10 protein-coding genes are annotated in these 17,940 nt (G+C 59.0%); 2 read left to right on the top strand and 8 right to left on the bottom strand.

Features of this window, described 5'->3' with window-relative positions; genetic code table 11:
* Positions 1–24: 24 nt before the first annotated feature.
* The 7 genes from MWU49_RS00400 to MWU49_RS00370 form a co-directional block, all read right to left on the bottom strand.
* Positions 25–672 carry an alpha/beta family hydrolase gene (locus MWU49_RS00400; RefSeq protein WP_246966824.1) on the bottom strand — a complete coding sequence of 216 codons (648 nt, stop codon included), beginning with the start codon at positions 670–672 and terminating at the stop codon, positions 25–27.
* Positions 672–1,286 carry a TetR family transcriptional regulator gene (locus tag MWU49_RS00395; protein ID WP_246966822.1) on the bottom strand — a complete coding sequence of 205 codons (615 nt, stop codon included), beginning with the start codon at positions 1,284–1,286 and terminating at the stop codon, positions 672–674. Before MWU49_RS00395 ends, MWU49_RS00400 begins: the two co-directional genes overlap by 1 nt.
* Positions 1,283–2,056, bottom strand: a complete 774-nt coding sequence (locus tag MWU49_RS00390; RefSeq protein ID WP_246966820.1) for an SDR family oxidoreductase — start codon at positions 2,054–2,056, stop codon at positions 1,283–1,285. Before MWU49_RS00390 ends, MWU49_RS00395 begins: the two co-directional genes overlap by 4 nt.
* A gap of 129 nt (positions 2,057–2,185) precedes the next feature.
* Entirely contained in the window at positions 2,186–3,226 is a 1,041-nt protein-coding gene (locus tag MWU49_RS00385) for a PA0069 family radical SAM protein (protein WP_246966818.1), read from the bottom strand.
* 206 nt (positions 3,227–3,432) lie between these two features.
* The gene (locus MWU49_RS00380) at positions 3,433–8,232 is read right to left on the bottom strand and encodes an NAD-glutamate dehydrogenase (RefSeq protein WP_246966816.1); all 4,800 of its coding nucleotides are present in this window, start codon (positions 8,230–8,232) and stop codon (positions 3,433–3,435) included.
* A 299-nt stretch (positions 8,233–8,531) separates the two neighbouring features.
* Positions 8,532–8,846: a DUF2288 domain-containing protein gene (locus tag MWU49_RS00375; protein ID WP_246966814.1), complete on the bottom strand. Its 315-nt coding sequence runs from the start codon at positions 8,844–8,846 to the stop codon at positions 8,532–8,534.
* Between the two features lie 325 nt (positions 8,847–9,171).
* The gene (locus MWU49_RS00370; RefSeq protein ID WP_246966812.1) at positions 9,172–10,581 is read right to left on the bottom strand and encodes an alkaline phosphatase D family protein; all 1,410 of its coding nucleotides are present in this window, start codon (positions 10,579–10,581) and stop codon (positions 9,172–9,174) included.
* Between the two features lie 102 nt (positions 10,582–10,683).
* Between MWU49_RS00370 and MWU49_RS00365 the strand changes: the two genes are divergently transcribed.
* A complete protein-coding gene (locus MWU49_RS00365) occupies positions 10,684–13,482 on the top strand; it encodes a hybrid sensor histidine kinase/response regulator (protein WP_246966810.1) in 2,799 nt (932 codons plus the stop codon).
* On the opposite strand, the gene MWU49_RS00360 is transcribed toward MWU49_RS00365, so the two are convergent.
* The gene (locus MWU49_RS00360) at positions 13,449–15,533 is read right to left on the bottom strand and encodes an ATP-binding protein (protein WP_246966808.1); all 2,085 of its coding nucleotides are present in this window, start codon (positions 15,531–15,533) and stop codon (positions 13,449–13,451) included. The genes MWU49_RS00365 and MWU49_RS00360 overlap by 34 nt on opposite strands.
* A gap of 221 nt (positions 15,534–15,754) precedes the next feature.
* Here MWU49_RS00360 and metG point away from each other — a divergent pair, with 221 nt between their 5' ends.
* Positions 15,755–17,788 (top strand): methionine--tRNA ligase, encoded by a 2,034-nt coding sequence (metG, locus tag MWU49_RS00355; protein WP_246966805.1) that lies wholly within the window; start codon positions 15,755–15,757, stop codon positions 17,786–17,788.
* Positions 17,789–17,940: the final 152 nt, after the last annotated feature.

The raw sequence follows: 17,940 nt of genomic DNA, 5'->3' as shown, positions 1-17,940 counted from the left end.
CCCAAACAACCCGGGCCATGAGTCTCAGGAAATGAAACGCCCCACCTGTTCCGCCGCTTCGGCGATCAGCTCTGCCTGAGTACAGCCACTACGCTTGAGTGGCTTGAAGTCATGGTCTCCCCCTTCCAGCCAGTGCAGCTGAATCGTTGCAGGCAAACCATAGCGGGCCACTTCATCCGGCTTGCCAAACGGATCCCGGGTACCCTGACAAATCAGCATGGGCACCTTCAGCATTCCAAAGTGTTCGGTGCGGATTTTCTCCGGCTTCCCCGGGGGATGAAACGGATAGCCCAGCGCAATCACCCCCTGCACAGAACCCGCTCGTTCGGCGGATTCTGCGGCCAGCATGGAAGCCATCCGCCCCCCCATGGACTTGCCTGCCAACCAGATTGGCAGCCCCAAAGCCTCTGCCTGAAGAATGACTTGCTCAAAATGAGCCAGTAACTTCGGGGCCCGGTCCGGAGGAAACTTGCGTTGCTCCTCCCGGCGGCGGTTCATGTAAGGAAATTCGAAACGCGCCACAGTAACGCCTTGACCCGCAATCGCCTCCGCCATGGCATGCATGAAATCGCTGTCCATGGGGGCACCGGCGCCGTGTGCCAGCAGCACCAGTGCTCTGGGCTCTTTCGCCCGATTTAACAACAGCTCCGGCAGATGCTCATCGGTGCTCATCACAGCGCCGCCTCCAATGCCTTGAGTTGCGCTCCCAGCGCCTCTGAAAATTCCACGCTGAACACATCCAGGGGCGGCGCATCGATTACCGCCGCTACGACCGGTGCAGGATGACTCATGACCCAGCAGCCAATAATGCTTTGCTGCAGCTGAAGCAGATATCGCACTACACTCTTCTCAGGCAGGGCGTAATGCTGTTGCAGCCGCTGGCTCAACATGGAGAAGTGCCGGAACAATTCCTCCTTGAACGCTCGGGCCTGCTCCACATCAAGATTCTGTTCAAGCACGGAGTGCAAAATCGCCGTGAGCCGGCAAAACAGCTGACGTCGACTCAAAATCTCCGTCATCTGTTCCCACAGGGGCTTTTCTTCCAGCAACTCTTCTCTGGAAAGTCGTTCCAGTTCACTAAGGTAAAGCGCCAGAAACAGCGCTTCCTTGGAAGGAAAGTATCGATACAAGGCGGCTTTGCTGACCCCTGCCTGCCGGCCGATATCCGCTAGTGCAATCGCCTGAAAGGGCTCTTTCTCGAGCGCTTGCGCGGCAGCCTGCAGAATCTGCGCCCGTCGCTCCGCTTTTTGCTCCGGTGAACGGGCGCGCTGGAAACAACAGGTCATTTCTGCAACCAACCCGCCAGCCGGCGCGTGACCAGACGCGGGGAAAACTTGCCCATCCAGATCATCAGCAGGTTCTTCAACCCCGGGATCACGATGGCACGACGTCGGGCATCCAGCGCCTTGCGCACCACCGCTTCTGCCGACATGGTACCGGCCTTGAATAACACCGTGTCGGTCATGTTGGCCTCACTGGCGAATTCAGAATCCGTGGCGCCGGGGCAAAGGGCACTGACCGCGACCCCATCCGCTTTCACTTCTTCATGCAGGGCTTCGGAGAAGGACAGAACAAACGCCTTGCTGGCATAGTACACCGCCATATTCGGCCCCGCCTGGAAGGCCGCCGTGGAAGCGACATTGATGATAAAACTGTTGGGTACTGATTTCAGCCCGGGGAGCAGACGCCAGGTAAGATCCACCAGAGAGGCGACATTAACCTGGATCATGTCCAGCTGGCGCTGCAGCGGCAGACCTTGAACAGAACCGCGGTCACCGAATCCGGCATTGTTAATCAGCCCTGTCACCTGCACCTTTCTGGCTTCCAGTTCCGCCACCAACTGTTCCGCCGCATTGGCTTTCGCAAGGTCAGAGGCGATACACTCCACCTGGATGTTGTGGCGGCCCTTCAGTTCGCTGGCCAGGGTTTCCAGCCGGTCCAGCCGTCGCGCCACCAGCACCAGGTGGTGTCCTGCCACGGCAAGCTGCCGGGCAAACTCTTCACCGATACCCGCACTGGCACCGGTGACCAGAACCGCACGCAATGACGCTTCCATTTCTCTCTCCCAGTAAATAAACAACACATAAGTGACCAAGGGTCACTAAACTAGCAGAGAGAAAAGCGGGAAACCATACTACTGACGGCTGATTCAACCGCCTGAACCAGCGAATGACATCACTCCAGGTCAGGCCTCCCACAGGGCCAGCTGGCCATGGGGCCCCGGGGGACTAAAGCCACTGGTATCCAGCGACAAAGATTCCTCGCTGGACAAACCTGAAGCCCGGCAGGCGTTGTCGAAACGCTGCCGCAGCAGATGCGACCAGGCACCTTGCCCGCTTTGCCGGTGGTGCCAGCGGCTGTCATAAATGGCACCGCCATGCAGATCCCTCATCACCGACATCACTTTCTCAGCCCGGTCCGGATAATGCTCATCCAGCCATTCCTGCCACAGCGGCCCCACCTCATGGGGCAGTCTCAGCACCACATAGCCGGCATGCTCCGCCCCTGCCTGTGCCACCTGGGCCACAATCTCTTCCAGCTCATGATCATTGATAAAGGGAATCACTGGCGCCACCAGCACCGACACCGGCACCCCGGCTCGACTGAGCTCACGGATTGCACGCAGTCGCTCCTTGCCTCCACTGGCACGTGGCTCGAGCTGCCCCTTGAGCCGGTTATCCAGAGTTGTGACCGATACAGTCACCGATGCTCGCCCTGCCCGAGCCATGGGCGCTATCAGATCGAGATCACGCAGCACCAGGGTACTCTTGGTAATCAGGCTGAACGGGTGCTGACAATCCGCCATCACCTGCAGTAATTCACGGGTCAAGCGCCGCTCACGTTCGGCCGGCTGGTAAGGGTCGGTGGCGGTGCCCAGCACTATCGGCTGACAGCGATAACCCGGCTTGCGCAGACTGTCGCGTAACACCTCTGCGGCGTTGTCCTTGCAGAAGATTTCGGATTCAAAATCCTGCCCCGGGGACAGATCCACATAGGCATGATTGGGGCGGGCGTAACAGTAGATACAACCATGCTCACAGCCCCGGTAGGGGTTGATGCTCTGCGCAAAGGGCAAGTCCGGGCTGCGATTAGTGACGATAATGCTTTTTGCCCGTTCGCGATGATAACGGGTGGGACGATTCACCGGCGCATCATCCATGTCGCTGTGCGACACGGCAAAACGGCCCGGCATCTGGCTAAGCGTTCCCCGATTGACGGCAGGCATACCGACTCCTGTTGATATACTGTCTTTTTGTACAGTATATCAACAGGGGACCGGACTCAATGGTTTTCAGCGTTGCAAGGTGAACCATGAGACGGTTCATTTGAGACTTGTATGGCCCGAAAATGCCTGCAGCGGCTTCGTAGCCCCCCGTTGTCCCGCGAACCTTTCCGTCTGTATTAATCCATTCGGGCTGGTAACCTGCCCAGCTACAGGAACCGCAACTTGCGCAGCTCACGTACACCCACCGCCAGCGTCATGAAATCGTGGTGGCTGTCGGCCTGCAGGCTGTGCAGGCGGCGGATACTGAACTGGATCTTGGCGGCTGACTTTTCCATCCAGGCGTCGAAGCGCTGCTCCGCGGACTCTCCTTCCTGCTCCAGCACCCGTGCCGCCACCTGGCGATGCAGACGGTAGCAGTCTTCACGGAGGTTGGCCCGTGCAAGCGCCTGCCATTTTCCGTTCACATTGAGATCCACAATGGTCGACAACAGCCAGAGAAGATTGAGCCGGTCTCCCACAGTGAAATAGACCTCGGCAGCCAGCTGCAAGGGGACCTGGGCCTGGGACGCCAACTCGGCGATATCCGGGCCGCTACCCAACACCATGGTGTTGGCCAGCACCCGGGCTTCTTTCTCCGGCACCCCGTCTTCGCCCATGCCCGTCACCGCCTGCTGCCAGTCTTCACGGTAACCACCGGGCAGAATGTCCGGCAGCATTTGCTCCAGGTCCATGATCGATTCCTGAAAACGCCCCATGGCTTCCGCCACCGGCCGCCGCCCCCACTTGTAGAACAGCAGCCAGGTTGTCATGTGCTTGAGCAAGCCAATAACGCGGCCATAGACACGCAGCTGGACCTGGCTGTCGACGATGCCATCCAACTGATCCACCGCTCGCCAGTACACATCCGCATTGAACACGGCGTGCGCCATGGCATAGGCCTTCACCAGCCGGTGCAGGGACAGGCCATGCTCATCGGCAAAGCGATGTACGAAGGCGAACCCCATGCGGTTGACCACCGCATTGGCCAGCACGGTAGCAATCAGTTCACGGCGCAAGCCGTGATTGAGCAGCGCCTCGCGATAATGTTCCACCAGCAGCGGCGGAAAGTAGCTCAACACGTCCCGGTCGAAGAACGGATCATCTGGCACATTGGAGGCCAGCAAGGCATCAAACAACGCGTTCTTGGTATAGGACAACAGCACAGAAAGCTCTGGCCGGGTCAGCCCCTTGCCGCGGGAGCGGCGCTCAGTGAGGCTTTCATCATCAGGCAGAAATTCCACGGTGCGGGTGAGTATTCCCTGGCGCTCAAGCATGCGCAGATGACTGGCATGCTCTTCCAGCCGGCTCGCCGCATCGTATTCCAGCAGGCTCAGCGCCAGGCTCTGCACATAGTTATCCCGCAGCACCGCTTGAGCCACATCATCGGTCATGGCTTCAAGCATCGGGTCGCGCTGCGGATGGGTGAGCGTTCCTGCCTTGAGCATCTGGTTGAGCGGGATCTTGATGTTCACTTCCCGGTCAGAACTGTGCACCCCACCGGAATTGTCGATGGCGTCGGTGTTGATGCGTCCACCATGGAGGGCAAACTCCACCCGCCCAAGCTGGGTCAGGCCCAGGTTGCCCCCCTCGCCTACCACCTTGCAGCGCAGCTCCCGTCCATTGATACGAATGGCATCATTGGCGCGGTCCCCCACCTGGGCATGACTCTCATGACTGCCCTTCACGTAGGTCCCGATGCCACCGTTCCACAGCAGCTCCACCGGGGCCCGGAGGATGGCCTGAATCAATTCAGCCGGTGTCAGGCTGTCATGTTCGATACCCAGCGCCTCACAGGCCTGAGGGCTTAGACGGATATGCTTGGCGGATCGGGAGTAGATTTCTGCCCCCTCGGAAAGAAATTCGCGATCGAAGTCATCCCAGGTAGCCCCGCGGGTGGTGAACAGCCGCTGGCGTTCCTTGTAGGTCAGCTCCGGATCCGGGTCCGGATCGATAAAGATGTGCATGTGGTTGAAGGCCGCCACCAGGCGGATCTGCGGTGACAGCAACATGCCATTGCCGAACACATCGCCCCCCATGTCACCGATACCGGCCACCGTGAAGGGCTGTTGCTGGATATCCTTGCCCATCTCCCGGAAGTGTCGTTTCACACTTTCCCAGGCCCCGCGGGCGGTGATGCCCATTTTCTTGTGGTCATAGCCCACGCTGCCCCCGGACGCGAAGGCATCGCCCAGCCAGAAGCCGTATTCATCCGCCAGCCCGTTGGCGATATCGGAAAACGTGGCCGTGCCCTTGTCCGCCGCCACTACCAGATAGGGATCATCGCTGTCATGACGGACCACTGACGCGGGGGCAACCACGGCATCACCTTCGCGGTTATCCGTGATGTCGAGGAGGCCGCGAATGAATTGCTGGTAGCAAGCCACGCCTTGCTGCTGCCACTCTTCCCGGTGCGCCGGGTTGCCCTGTTTCACCACAAAGCCGCCCTTGGCCCCCACCGGTACGATGATGGCGTTCTTGACCATTTGCGCCTTCACCAACCCCAGCACTTCGGTGCGGAAATCTTCGCGCCGGTCAGACCAGCGCAAGCCGCCGCGGGCCACCGGGCCGCCGCGCAGATGAATACCTTCCATTTGCGGGGAATAGACAAAGGTTTCGTACATCGGCAATGGTGGCGGCAATTCCGCCACCCGGGTCGGGTCCAGCTTCAGGCTCACGTAGGTTTTTTCCTTACCCTCCGCATCACGCTGATAAAAGTTGGTTCTCAGCCCGGCTCGCACCACACTGAGGAAAGCACGTAACACACGATCACCATCCAGTGACGCCACCTGATCCAACTCGTGGTCCAGTGCCTGAGCCAAAGCGACACCGTCACTTTGCCGGCGCGTATCATCCACGGAAGGATCAAAGCGATTCTCGAACAACTGCACCAGCAACCGGGCGATCACCGCATGGTCCGCCAGCAGCTGCTCCATATAGCTCTGCGAAAACGGCAGCCCGGTTTGCACCAGGTAACGTGTCAGGGTGCGCAGGCAGACAATCTGCCGGGCATTGAGCCCGGCCAGCAGCACCAGACGGTGCAGACCATCATTCTCGGTGCGCCCCTGCCAGCAGGCCAGAAAAGCATCTTCAAAGAAGCGTTTCTGCTGCACCGGCCCCAGGGCACAGTCGCCCCCTACACGGACGGAAAACGATTGCACCCACTGATCCTGGCCATCGCGCAGACACAGCCGTGTGGGCTCCTGGCTCACCACCCTTAAACCAAAGTTTTCCAGCAACGGCAGAATTTCAGATAACCCCAGCGGCTTACCGAGACTGAACAAGCGCAGACAGGTAGGACAGGCCGCCGTATCCTCCTCAGTGACCGACAAGCTGGGCAGCACAGGTTGATGCGGGGACAACTGGGCCAGGTAATGGATGTCGGCAGCAGCGGCCAGCGGCGTGCTGTTATCCTGGTACCCCACCGGGAAAGCATCGCCATAACGCATGGCCAGCGCAGCGCCCTCCTCGCCCTCCTCTCGCAGGATCGCCCGTAGCTGATCAGACCAGGAACGGGTGACGGCCAGCAGACGTTCCTCCACCTGGCCTTCTGTCATGCCGAGCTGGGTGCCCTGGGGAATACGGATGATGCAATGAATCCGGGCCAGTCCCTCGCGCAGAAAGTCGACAGTACGTTCCACCGACAGGCCGTTGCACAGGCGCATTAATTCATCGGTAACCCGGTCTCGCAGCTCGCGGGAAAACTGCTCACGGCTCAGGTACACCATGCAGGAATAGAAGCGTCCATAACGATCCCGACGCAGGAACAGTCGCAGATGATCACGATCACGCAGGGCGCGGATGCCCATGCACATATGGAACAGTTCGTCTTCGCTGCACTGGAACAATTCATCACGGGGCAGCTGATAGATGATGTCTCGCAGATGTTTGCCGGAGTGGGAACGCTCCGGCAACCGGGAACGCTCCAGCACATGATTCACCTTCAGCCGGATCAGCGGAATATCACGGGGCCGATTGATGTAGGCGTCCAGGGAAAACAGACCGATGTAACGATCCGTGCCCTCCACGCTGCCATCCGCCGCCAGGCGCTTGATGGAAATCACATCCATGTAATGGGGATGATGAATGGAAGAGCGCATGTTGGCCTTGGTCACCACCACCAGCCGGCCATGAGCAATGTGCTTGGCCATTTCTTCATGAGGGGCAATGAACTGGTCGGCATCCGCATGACGACTGCCCTCCCGTGCCAACCCGAGTCCGGCCGCATTATCCAGCTGCAGTTGGGTTACCTCAGCCACCGTGTGGACATGGGAACGGGCGTAGCCCAGAAAGGTAAAGTGCTCTTCCAGTAACCAGTCGATAAAGGCCCGGGCTTCAGCCAGTTCCTCCTGATCCCGGTCAGGATAATCCCGGGACAGGTTTTGCTGGGTGGCATGAAGGTTGTCTAGCATGCCATGGAAGTCACTGACCACAACACGCAGTTCTCCCAGCACCAGCTCCAGCTGTTCACGGAGCTGCTGATAATCCTGTTCACTGGCCAGCGGCTCAAACTCCATATAGATGAGTGACTCTGCTGGATGCTCTCCATCTCCCACGCCATCGATATGGGAAATCTGACCCTGATCGTTGCGGCGAATACGAAGTACCGGATGAATGGTCCAGTCGATAGCGGTGCCCGCATCACGCACGGCCATGGAAACCGAGTCCACCAGAAAAGGAATATCCGTGGTGACCGTACGCAGGCTGGCCAGCTCACCGCTACGTGCGGGAGGGCAGACCTCGATCAGCAATTCCTGATCACGCTGAGCGGCAAAGCGCCAGTGATCCCGGGCCAGCCGGAAGAGATGTTCGGGGGTGCGGGCATTCAGGGCGGCGTGGCTTGCCATTTCAAAATAGCCCGCCAGAAAACTGCGAAACAGTGGCTGCTCCTCAGTATCGATCTGCTCGGCCAGCATGCGTTCAAGCTGAGCCAGCATTAGCGTCTGGCGTTGGGCGATGTCGTCCTGCATCCTTTTCTCCGGCGTCAGTGCCCATCCTGCCGAATGACCTGTCGGCAGGTCCGGGAGGAGCCTGCAATGGCTCCATAAAACTCACTGTATACCGTAGCCATGCGCCAGTACCACCCTGCGCATTTTGCACACAGCATTACTGGTCGATTTGCAGGAACGAGAGTGGTTTGAGAACGCGAAACACGGGGAAGAGCAGGTACCGGGGCGACTGAAAAAAAACACCAGCAACCCCGGTAATGAAGGCGCAAGTCAGGCGGAGGATTGACTCCCGCAAGCCCGGGCACCGGCGGGCATCACCGCTACTGAACCTGTTCGGGTTGCACCAGCACCCAGGGCATCACCACCACACTCCACAGGGTCTGGTCAGCCTCATACCACTGCCCAGCCTGCTCATCGGCCACCTTGTCCACCTGGCCCTTTTCACGCCACAGGGAAATCTGCGCGGCATTGTCTTCGGAAAAGGCCAGCGCCACCTCCACCAGATCCAGGCCCGGGGCCACATAGATGGTCTGCCCCCGCGCAAAGAAGGGCTGCAGTTCTGCCCAGCTGGCCTTGGCAGTTTCCTGGTTGAGCTTGGCTTTGAGGACGTCGCGATCTTCGCTGTGTTCAGACATGGTGTGCTCCGGTTTGAATCCGGCGCATTATCGCGACTAAGGCCCGAAGAGGCAAAGATGAGGATGAGAAGGGGGCGTATGTTGCGTGTTGAGTGTTGCGTCAAGCCTGCTGCGATCGAGGAGCCCCCAAAAAGAAACGCCCGCCAGTTTGGGGTCTGGCGGGCGGGCTGTACCGGGCCGAAATCGAACATCCGTGTTCCATTGCGTCCTTGCGAGATCTACTTTAGGGAATTCCCTCCCCTGCCATAAGAAGCCATTCGCCCCAGAACGTGTAGGACATTCGCTATAGTTGAGCGACGCCCTCGCCTACTCTGCAAGTCTATGACTACCAGTGAATCTCCCGGCTGGCCCCTTCCACCGGGCGCTGACGCCGGTCGTAGAGGGCAAAACGGGCTCCCTTTTCATCGAAGCTGACCATGGAAAAGGCGTTATCACTGAACACTTCCCCCGGCACACTCACCTGGCCCAGCGGTTTGCCCCAGCCGCCATACAACAACCCGGGCACCCGGAGCATGGGCCGATACCAGCGAAACGCCATCAGGGCGGTGGGCCAGAACAGGCCGGAACAGGTCCAGCTGTGCACCTGCTTGCCCCCATTGAGCGTCAGGCGGGCATAGAGGGAGGCGTGCACGTCACCACTGAGCACCACCAGTTTCTCGCACTGGCTGTCTGCCATGGCCTGCAGCAGGCGCTGGCGCTGATGACGAAAGCCTTCCCAGGCATCCCGGCCACGGAATGGACGACGCTGCTCAGGAAACAGCACCACCGAGCTGACCAGCACCTTGATTCGCCCGGGTTCATGTTTCAGCCACTGGATGAAAGCTGCCTCCTGGGCGTCACTGATCATTTTTCGCTGCCATGGCCAGCGGCTGAGTACCCGCTCAGTACGCACATCCATGACAAAGAAATCGGCAGGACCGCGAGAGAAGGTGTACCAGAACCGGTCCGGATCCCGGTCCAGCCAGGTCCCGGCCTGATTCAGCGGCGCCGCCGGAGAATGCGAAGCCTGATAGATCTGGTAAGCCTTGATCGCCGCCGGGTACTTGCTGGTCCAGCGGGCAGCATCCGCCCGGGCTGGCCAGTTATTCTCGATTTCGTGGTCATCCAGAATCATGTAGCTGCTGTTGTCACGGAGCAGACTGGCAAGATGAGGCTGGGAAAAGCTCTCCCGGTAGAGGCTGAAAAAATCTTCCCGACTTTCCGCCGCGCCCAGGCTGTGCATGGAGTCTGCATAGACCTGATCCCCGCCAAACAGCACAAAATCCGGCTTGCCTGTGGCCGATAGTGCACTCATTTCGGCAAAGATCTTGTCCGCACGGTCATCCTGAATCTTTCCATCCAGGCCAACAAAGCGGTAACAACAGGAACCAAACAGGAAGCGGGTTTGCTGTGCCAGCGGTTGGTTAGTGGAAAAACGCCCCTCTTCAATCTGCTGCCAGTCCAGCGCCACATCAGCCTCATCGCTGATCCAGCCCGCCTGATAACGGTAACCGCAGCCGGGCTGCAGATCGTTAAGAATCACTACCCCACTGCCATCAAAATTGCCGTTGATACGAAACGTGCGTGGCGCAGACCACTGCGCCTCCCCATCGCGCTTCCAGCGCACTCTTCCCCACTGGTATTTCTGCCCTGCGCTGAGCAAATTTTCCGGCACAGCGCCAAACAAACGGACATGGGTTGTCCCGGCTTCGCCCACAATCGGCCCCACCGTAAAGCGGTTTACCCTTCGAGACATCCTTCCCCCTAATTGAGCCCCCGGTCCCACACTGCTAGCATTCCAGCAAGGGGATCATTCAATAACACCCGAAGGCGCCCCACCTTTATCAGGAAGCCAACTGTGTCCAAGGACGTGCGATTCGGTTTTGTTCTGCTTGTAGCGTTTTGTCTGCAGTTTCTGGTGCCCGTTGGCCATGCCCACACCAGCGACACGCAGATTATTGGCGAACAGCAGCAGATTCTCCAACTTCGGGAAGGAATAAAGTACTTCTGCACACCCGCCGACCAGACCCCGGACATCAACGCGGTCAGGAAAATGCCACTGGATGACTGGAACAGTGCCCCGGAAGGCACGCCCAATCTGGGCTTTACCGGGGAGCGCTGCTGGTTTCATGTCACCGTACGCAATCTCAACCCGCTTTTCAGTGAATGGTTCCTCGCCATTGACTACGCCATGCTCGGTACCCTGGATGTGTTCCAGATGGATGCCGGCGGCAATATCGCCAGCCACTATCAAGCGGGTATGGACCGTGATTTCAGCGTGCGCAGCGGAGAGTATCCGGTACCGTCATTTCCGGTAAATCTGGCTACCGGCATCGATAACGATTTCTATATCTGTGTTAGCTCGGTGCACAGTATCCAGCTCCCTCTCGCCCTGAAGACCCGAGACGAGTTCCAGTCGGATTTCTTTACCCACACCCTGGTACAAGGCCTGTTTTTTGGCGGCATGCTGGTGATGATTCTTTATAACCTGTCACTGTTCTTTACGGTGCGGGAAAAGGTCTACCTGCTGTATGTATGCTGGTCCGTCGCCATCACCCTCTATCTGGCCATCCACCAGGGCTATGCCCATCACTATTTCTGGCCACACTCTCCACTGATCAGTAGCCATATCCTGCACTTCCTGCTGCCTTTGCTGGTCGTGCTGCCATCGCTGTTTACACTGAATTTCCTGTCACTGCGGGAGAAAGCCCCGCGGCTGGCCCTGTGGATGAAAGGGCTGGTGGTCACCGGCAGCATCCTGTTCCTGGCCGCCCCCTTTACCAGCCGGGAATTTCTCATCCCGGTTTCCGTGGTGGCCATTCTGGTGATGGATTTCAGTATTCTGCTGGTAGGCCTGATCCGCTCCCGGCCCGGAGATCCCGATGCCCGCATCTTCACCGTGGCGTGGGTGTGTTTCATCATCGGCGCGGCCTCCATGGCTCTGAACAAATACGGTATCGTGCCGCGCAATGGTGTTACCGAAAACTTGCTGCAAGTCGGCGTCTTTGTGGAGGTGGTATTGCTGTCGCTGGCACTGGCGCGGCGGATCAATCGCCTCAAGGAAGCACACTCCGACTCCATCCGTGATCGTGCCATTGCGGAAATGGAGGCGTTCAAGGCCGGCGCCCGTAATCATGCCAAGAGCGAATTTCTGGCCACCATGAGCCATGAAATTCGCACCCCGATGAATGGTGTCATGGGCATGACCGATCTGTTGCGTCGTACTCCCCTGACCCAACAGCAAGCGCAGTACGTCAGCACCATTTACCAGTCCACCCAGTCGCTGCTGACAGTGATCAACGACATTCTCGATTATTCCCGGATTGAGTCCGGCAAACTGGAGCTGGATATCCAGGACACCGCGCTGGAAAGCATCGTTGATGACTGTGTGCGACTGTTTGCCCTGCGCTCCAGCGAAAAACAGGTACCGCTGTACATTCATATCGACAGCCGGGTGCCGGACATCATTCGTACCGACCCGATCCGCCTCAAGCAGATTCTCACCAACCTGCTCAGCAATGCCTTCAAGTTTACCGAGCGCGGCAGCGTGTCGTTACATGTCACCCTCAAGCAGCCGGTGAACAGCAACAATCAGTGCGTCCTGATGATAGAGGTAGTGGATACCGGTACCGGACTGGATGAAAGTCAGCAGGCCACCCTGTTCAACGCTGTCAGTGAGGTACGCCACAAGGGTGACCGCAAGGGCGCCGGTCTGGGACTGGTCATCTGCAAACGACTCAGTGATCTGCTCGGTGGAGACATCGGGGTCAGCAGTTCGCTCGGCCGTGGCGCCACCTTCTGGCTGTCGCTACCGGTAAAAGTGGCCAAAAGCAGTCCCAAGCCGGTACTCAAGGATCGTACCGCGGTGGTCATTTCCGGCACCCCGGCCCAGCTGCTCAGTCTGTCACAGCTGCTCAGTCGCTGGGGCGCCAAGACCCGTGAATACCGCGATGCGGAATCTGCGCTCGATCCTGCCATTGCCGAACAGCCGGTAGATTTCGTGATTGCCGAGCATAACGTGATGGCCTCAAGTACCCTTGTCGAACGACTCCGCGAACGGTTCCAGAACCCAACCCTGGTGCTGCTGCACCCTACTGGCACACCACTCAGCGACCAGCTCCCGGAAGACCTGCTGCTGATCGAGACCCCGCTGTCCTGCCAGTCACTGAAACGCAGCCTGGTCACCGGCAAGGATGAATCTGCCTACGACAACGCACTGGCCGAGCAGACCGTTATTCTCGACAGTGCCAGTCGTCTGAATGTAATCGTGGCGGAAGACAACGCCGTCAACCAGCTGGTGATCGAAAGCATCCTCAAGTCCCTCGGGGTGCAGCCCACGCTCGTCACCAACGGCAAGGAAGCACTGGAACTGATCACGGAGCAGCCCACCTACTGGGATATCTGCTTTATGGATTGCGAAATGCCGGTGATGGACGGCTACCAGGCCACCACCGCCATCCGCGAGATGGAAGGCGGGCAGACCAGCCAGCCCCATTGCTGGATTATCGGGCTGTCAGCCCATGCCACCGGGGATTACGTGCAGAAAGCCCGCGATGCGGGCATGGATGACTACCTGAGCAAACCGGTATCCCAGCAGCAGGTCAGTGAAGCGATCAAGCGGGCTCAGCTTTCCAGACCCAGCGATGCTTCTGCCTGAGACAGCAGGCGGGAGCAGACCTGGATCAGCTCACGGATGCGCACTGGTTTGCCCAGGAATTCATCACATCCGGCATCCAGACAACGCTGGCGATCCATTGCCAGCACATTGGCAGTCAGCGCGAGTACCGGCCCGGTAAAGCCCCGGTCACGCAACTCGGCCACCGCCTGGTAGCCATCCATTTCCGGCATCTGCATATCCAGCACAATCAGGTCGAAATCCGGATTGTCCGCATACTCACGACAGGCTTCCCTGCCGTTCTCTGCCTCGATCACAGTCAGACCAGCATTCTCCAGCACCTTCTGCACAAACAGGCGATTCACCTGATTGTCCTCTGCCAGCAGCACCCGTCCGGCCAGGGGGCCCTCGAGTACAGTCACGCCGGGCTGGGAGTCATGGCGGCTGGGCATGGCGCTGGCGACCACCAGCGGCAACACCAGTTCGAAACAGCTGCCCCGGCCTTCACGGCTGGAAACCGTGATATCGCCACCATGGGCACGTGCCAGCTCTCGGGCAATACTCAGACCCAGCCCGGTGCCCGCGTAGCGGCGTGAATGGGAGGCATCGACCTGGGAGAACGGCTGGAAGATGCTTTTCAGCTGGGCCTCGCTGATACCAATGCCAGTATCATCCACCCGCACTTTCAGGCACTGCCCCTCATCATCCCAGCTAGCCTGCACCCGCACATGACCATGCTCGGTGAACTTGACCGCATTACCGGCCAGGTTCATCAGAATCTGGCGCAACCGGAAGACATCTCCGGACACCGTCGCGGGTAACGCCGTACTCGCACTGAGGGCCAGTTGCAGGCCTTTTTCACGGGCACGCAACTGCAGGCTGTCGACCACCTCGTCAAGCAATTCTTGGGGAGAGAACACCCGCTGCTCACCGCTAACCTGACCCGCTTCGATTCGCGACAGATCCAGCACATCATTAATCAGTGCCAGCAACGCATCACCATTGTGCTGGATGATGGTTAGATATCGCTTCTGCTCTTCCTGGGTCAGGGAGCCACCGCGTAATAACTCGGTGTAACCAAGAATGGCAGTCATCGGGGTGCGAATCTCATGGCTCATGTTGGCCAGAAACTGGCTCTTGGTCTTGCTCGCGCTTTCCGCCTGGAGACGCGCCTCTGCCAGCTGGTTCTGGGCATTCTCGATGCTGTCGACCATGCTGTTGAAATCCATCGCCAGCTCGCCGATCTCATCGTCGCTGAGCACCGGCAGGCGCTGGTCCAGCGCGCCCCCCCGGGCAATCGAGCGCACCGCGTTATGAACCAGCCGCAGCCTTCCGAACAACATGGTGTGGATGCGCATATTCACCACGATCACCGTCAGCCCGGTGAGCACGAACATAATCACAATCATGGCGATCACTGCCGTGGCCATGGAGCCCATGCCATCGCGGGGCAAGTCCACCACCACTTCCAGAGGCGCCCCCCCCAGATAATCCGGCAACGGGAAACGTCCCTCCAGGGCATGACTGCTCTCCCCGGCCAGGCCACGCACCGGCTCGGCACCGGATGACACATCCTGAACGTAGAGGGCATGGCCGACTCGATCAGACAGGTAACTCATCCACGCACTATCCAGCCATACCCCCAGCAGATAGGCCTCGCAGTGGTTTTCGACAGCGGTAATGAACAACAAGGCACGGTCATCCGCCCGTACCACCCCCCAGATGGGGGAACAGCTTTGCGCAAAACGGCCCGCCAGACGCTGGGCCACGCCATCAGCCAGCAATGCCTCAGCATCCTGCTGCCAGACGATCCGGTCATTCTCCAGCGCCATCAGCAGGTCCAGATGGCCGACACCGTCCAGCTTCAACGGGGGCTTGTCCGGCTGCTGGGTCCAATCTTCCGCACGCACCCGCAGCACCGACAGCTGATCCAGAAAAGCCGCCTCTACCTTTTGCAGTTCGCGACCTGCCGTCTGCTCGTTTAGCCGATCCAGGAATGTCCGGTTGACCTGGTAAAGGGCGATGGAGATCAGTGATACACAACTGACCGCCGCCACTACCAGTAACCAGCGAATTCGTGATCGAAGTGTCATTCCCCTTTTCCCCTGCAACTTGGAAGCGGATTGTTTGAATTTATTGTTCCGGCCAGGATCAGCCGATCCGCCAGCGGGATAGATACCAGCCTGGCGGCCAAATGTGGCCCTGTGGCCTACCGGTGGCGGCCTTTACCGGATGACCGTGCGGACAGGATGAAAAAGCCCCGCTGTCCCCGTATCATAGGCGACCCTTTTACCGGATAAACGACCCCGTTCTCATGAGTGACACGCCACGCAAGATTCTGGTGACCAGCGCCCTGCCTTACGCCAATGGTCCCATCCATCTGGGCCACCTGCTTGAATACATCCAGACGGACATCTGGGTTCGCTTTCAGAAGCTCCGCGGCCAGCAATGTACCTATGTCTGTGCCGATGATGCCCATGGCACGGCCATTATGCTCAAAGCCGAGGAGAATGGCGTTACTCCGGAAGAACAGATTGCCCAGGTCAAGGCCGACCATGAGCGCGATTTTGCCGATTTCCAGATCCGCTTTGACAACTACTACAGCACCCACAGCCCGGAAAACCGGGCCCTGTCCGAAATGGTGTTCCAGCGTAACAAGGATGCGGGCTACATTGTCGAGAAGCAGATCACTCAGCTATATGATCCACAAAAAGGCATGTTTCTGGCAGACCGCTTCGTCAAGGGCACCTGTCCCAAGTGCAAAGCGGAAGACCAGTATGGCGATAACTGTGAAGTCTGTGGGGCAACCTACTCCCCCGCAGAGCTGATCGACCCCTATTCCGCCGTCAGCGGTGCCACCCCGGTGGAGAAGGAAACCACCCAGCTGTTCTTCGATCTGCCCAAATTCGAGCCCCTGCTGCGTGAGTGGACCCGTTCCGGCGCACTGCAGGAACAGGTGGCCAACAAGTTGCAGGAATGGATCGAAGACCTGCAGCCCTGGGACATCTCCCGCGAAGCCCCCTATTTCGGCTTCGAGATCCCCGGCTATCCGGGCAAGTATTTCTACGTGTGGCTAGATGCTCCTATCGGCTACATGGCCAGCTTCCAGAACTACTGCGACCGTGAAGGCCTCAGCTTCGACGATTACTGGGGCAAGGATTCCAATGCCGAGCTGTACCACTTCATCGGCAAGGACATCATCAACTTCCATGGCCTGTTCTGGCCTGCCATGCTGGATGGCGCCGGTCTGCGCAAGCCCACCGCCATCTACAGCCATGGTTTTGTCACCGTCAACGGCGCCAAGATGTCCAAATCCCGTGGCACCTTCATCAAGGCCCGCACCTATCTGGATCACATGAGCCCGGAGTACCTGCGCTACTACTTCGCTGCCAAGCTCTCCAGCCGGGTGGACGACTTTGACCTGAACCTTGAAGACTTTGCCCAGCGGGTGAATTCCGATCTGGTCGGCAAGCTGGTGAACATTGCCAGCCGCACCGGTAACTTCGTGAAAAAGTTTGGCGGCGCATTGAGCACCGAGCTGGACAACCCGCTGCTGGTTCGCGAGGTCCAGGAAGCCGCCCCGCGCATCGCCGAATTCTACGAGCAACGGGAATTCGGCAAGGCCATGCGCGAGATTATGGCTCTCGCCGATCATGCTAACGGCTACATTGCCGAAAAGGCCCCCTGGGCCCTGGCCAAGGAAGAAGGCAAGGAACAGGAAGTGCTGGCGATCTGCAGCACCGCCATCAATGTGTTCCGCCTGCTGGTGATCTATCTGAAGCCGGTACTGCCAGCACTGGCAGAGCGGGCCGAAGGCTTCCTGCAGGTACCCCCGCTTAGCTGGGCAGATGCCGACAACCTGCTGCTCGGCCATGAAATCGCCAAGTTCAAGCCGCTGCTGGGACGTGTCGACATGAAGCAGATCAAGGCCATGCTGGAAGACTCCAAATCCCGCGAAGCCCCTGCCGCGGCAGAGAAGGCCCCCGATCCTGCCGCCAGCAGCGCTGCTGCCGGGGACGACACCATCAGCATCGATGACTTCCTCAAGGTCAAATTGCGGGTTGCCCGGGTGGCCAAAGCCGCCCACGTGGAAGGTGCCGACAAACTGCTGCAGCTCACCCTGGATGTGGGCGAGCTGGGAGAGCGCAATGTGTTTGCCGGCATCAAGGCCAAGTACCAGCCGCAAGATCTCGAAGGCAAGCTGGTGGTGCTGGTGGCCAATCTGGCCCCGCGCAAGATGAAGTTCGGTGTGTCCGAAGGCATGGTACTGGCCGCCGGCCCCGGCGGTGAAGACATCTACGTACTGTCGCCGGATTCCGGTGCCGAGCCGGGCATGGAAGTGCGATAACCGGGTCGTTTTACCCGCTATGAGCAAGAAAAAGCCGCCCTCACCGGGGCGGCTTTTTTTTCGCTCTGCGGCTGTAACAGGTAACAGGCGCAAGGCTAAACAGGGAGAGCGGAACGGTGGGAGCGGGCTTTTCTCCGAAGCGGTTTTGGTGA

The organism is Alcanivorax sp. S6407 (assembly GCF_023016115.1).
Taxonomy (GTDB): domain Bacteria; phylum Pseudomonadota; class Gammaproteobacteria; order Pseudomonadales; family Alcanivoracaceae; genus Alcanivorax.
This window is presented reverse-complemented; position numbering and strand designations above follow the sequence as displayed.

What these genes read in the sequence shown, in the direction of transcription:
- MWU49_RS00400 (WP_246966824.1), bottom strand. Translation starts at nt 672, where the DNA reads ATGAGCACCGATGAGCATCTGCCGGAGCTGTTGTTAAATCGGGCGAAA.
- MWU49_RS00395 (WP_246966822.1), bottom strand. Translation starts at nt 1,286, where the DNA reads ATGACCTGTTGTTTCCAGCGCGCCCGTTCACCGGAGCAAAAAGCGGAG.
- MWU49_RS00390 (WP_246966820.1), bottom strand. Translation starts at nt 2,056, where the DNA reads ATGGAAGCGTCATTGCGTGCGGTTCTGGTCACCGGTGCCAGTGCGGGT.
- MWU49_RS00385 (WP_246966818.1), bottom strand. Translation starts at nt 3,226, where the DNA reads ATGCCTGCCGTCAATCGGGGAACGCTTAGCCAGATGCCGGGCCGTTTT.
- MWU49_RS00380 (WP_246966816.1), bottom strand. Translation starts at nt 8,232, where the DNA reads ATGCAGGACGACATCGCCCAACGCCAGACGCTAATGCTGGCTCAGCTT.
- MWU49_RS00375 (WP_246966814.1), bottom strand. Translation starts at nt 8,846, where the DNA reads ATGTCTGAACACAGCGAAGATCGCGACGTCCTCAAAGCCAAGCTCAAC.
- MWU49_RS00370 (WP_246966812.1), bottom strand. Translation starts at nt 10,581, where the DNA reads ATGTCTCGAAGGGTAAACCGCTTTACGGTGGGGCCGATTGTGGGCGAA.
- MWU49_RS00360 (WP_246966808.1), bottom strand. Translation starts at nt 15,533, where the DNA reads ATGACACTTCGATCACGAATTCGCTGGTTACTGGTAGTGGCGGCGGTC.
- metG (WP_246966805.1), top strand. Translation starts at nt 15,755, where the DNA reads ATGAGTGACACGCCACGCAAGATTCTGGTGACCAGCGCCCTGCCTTAC.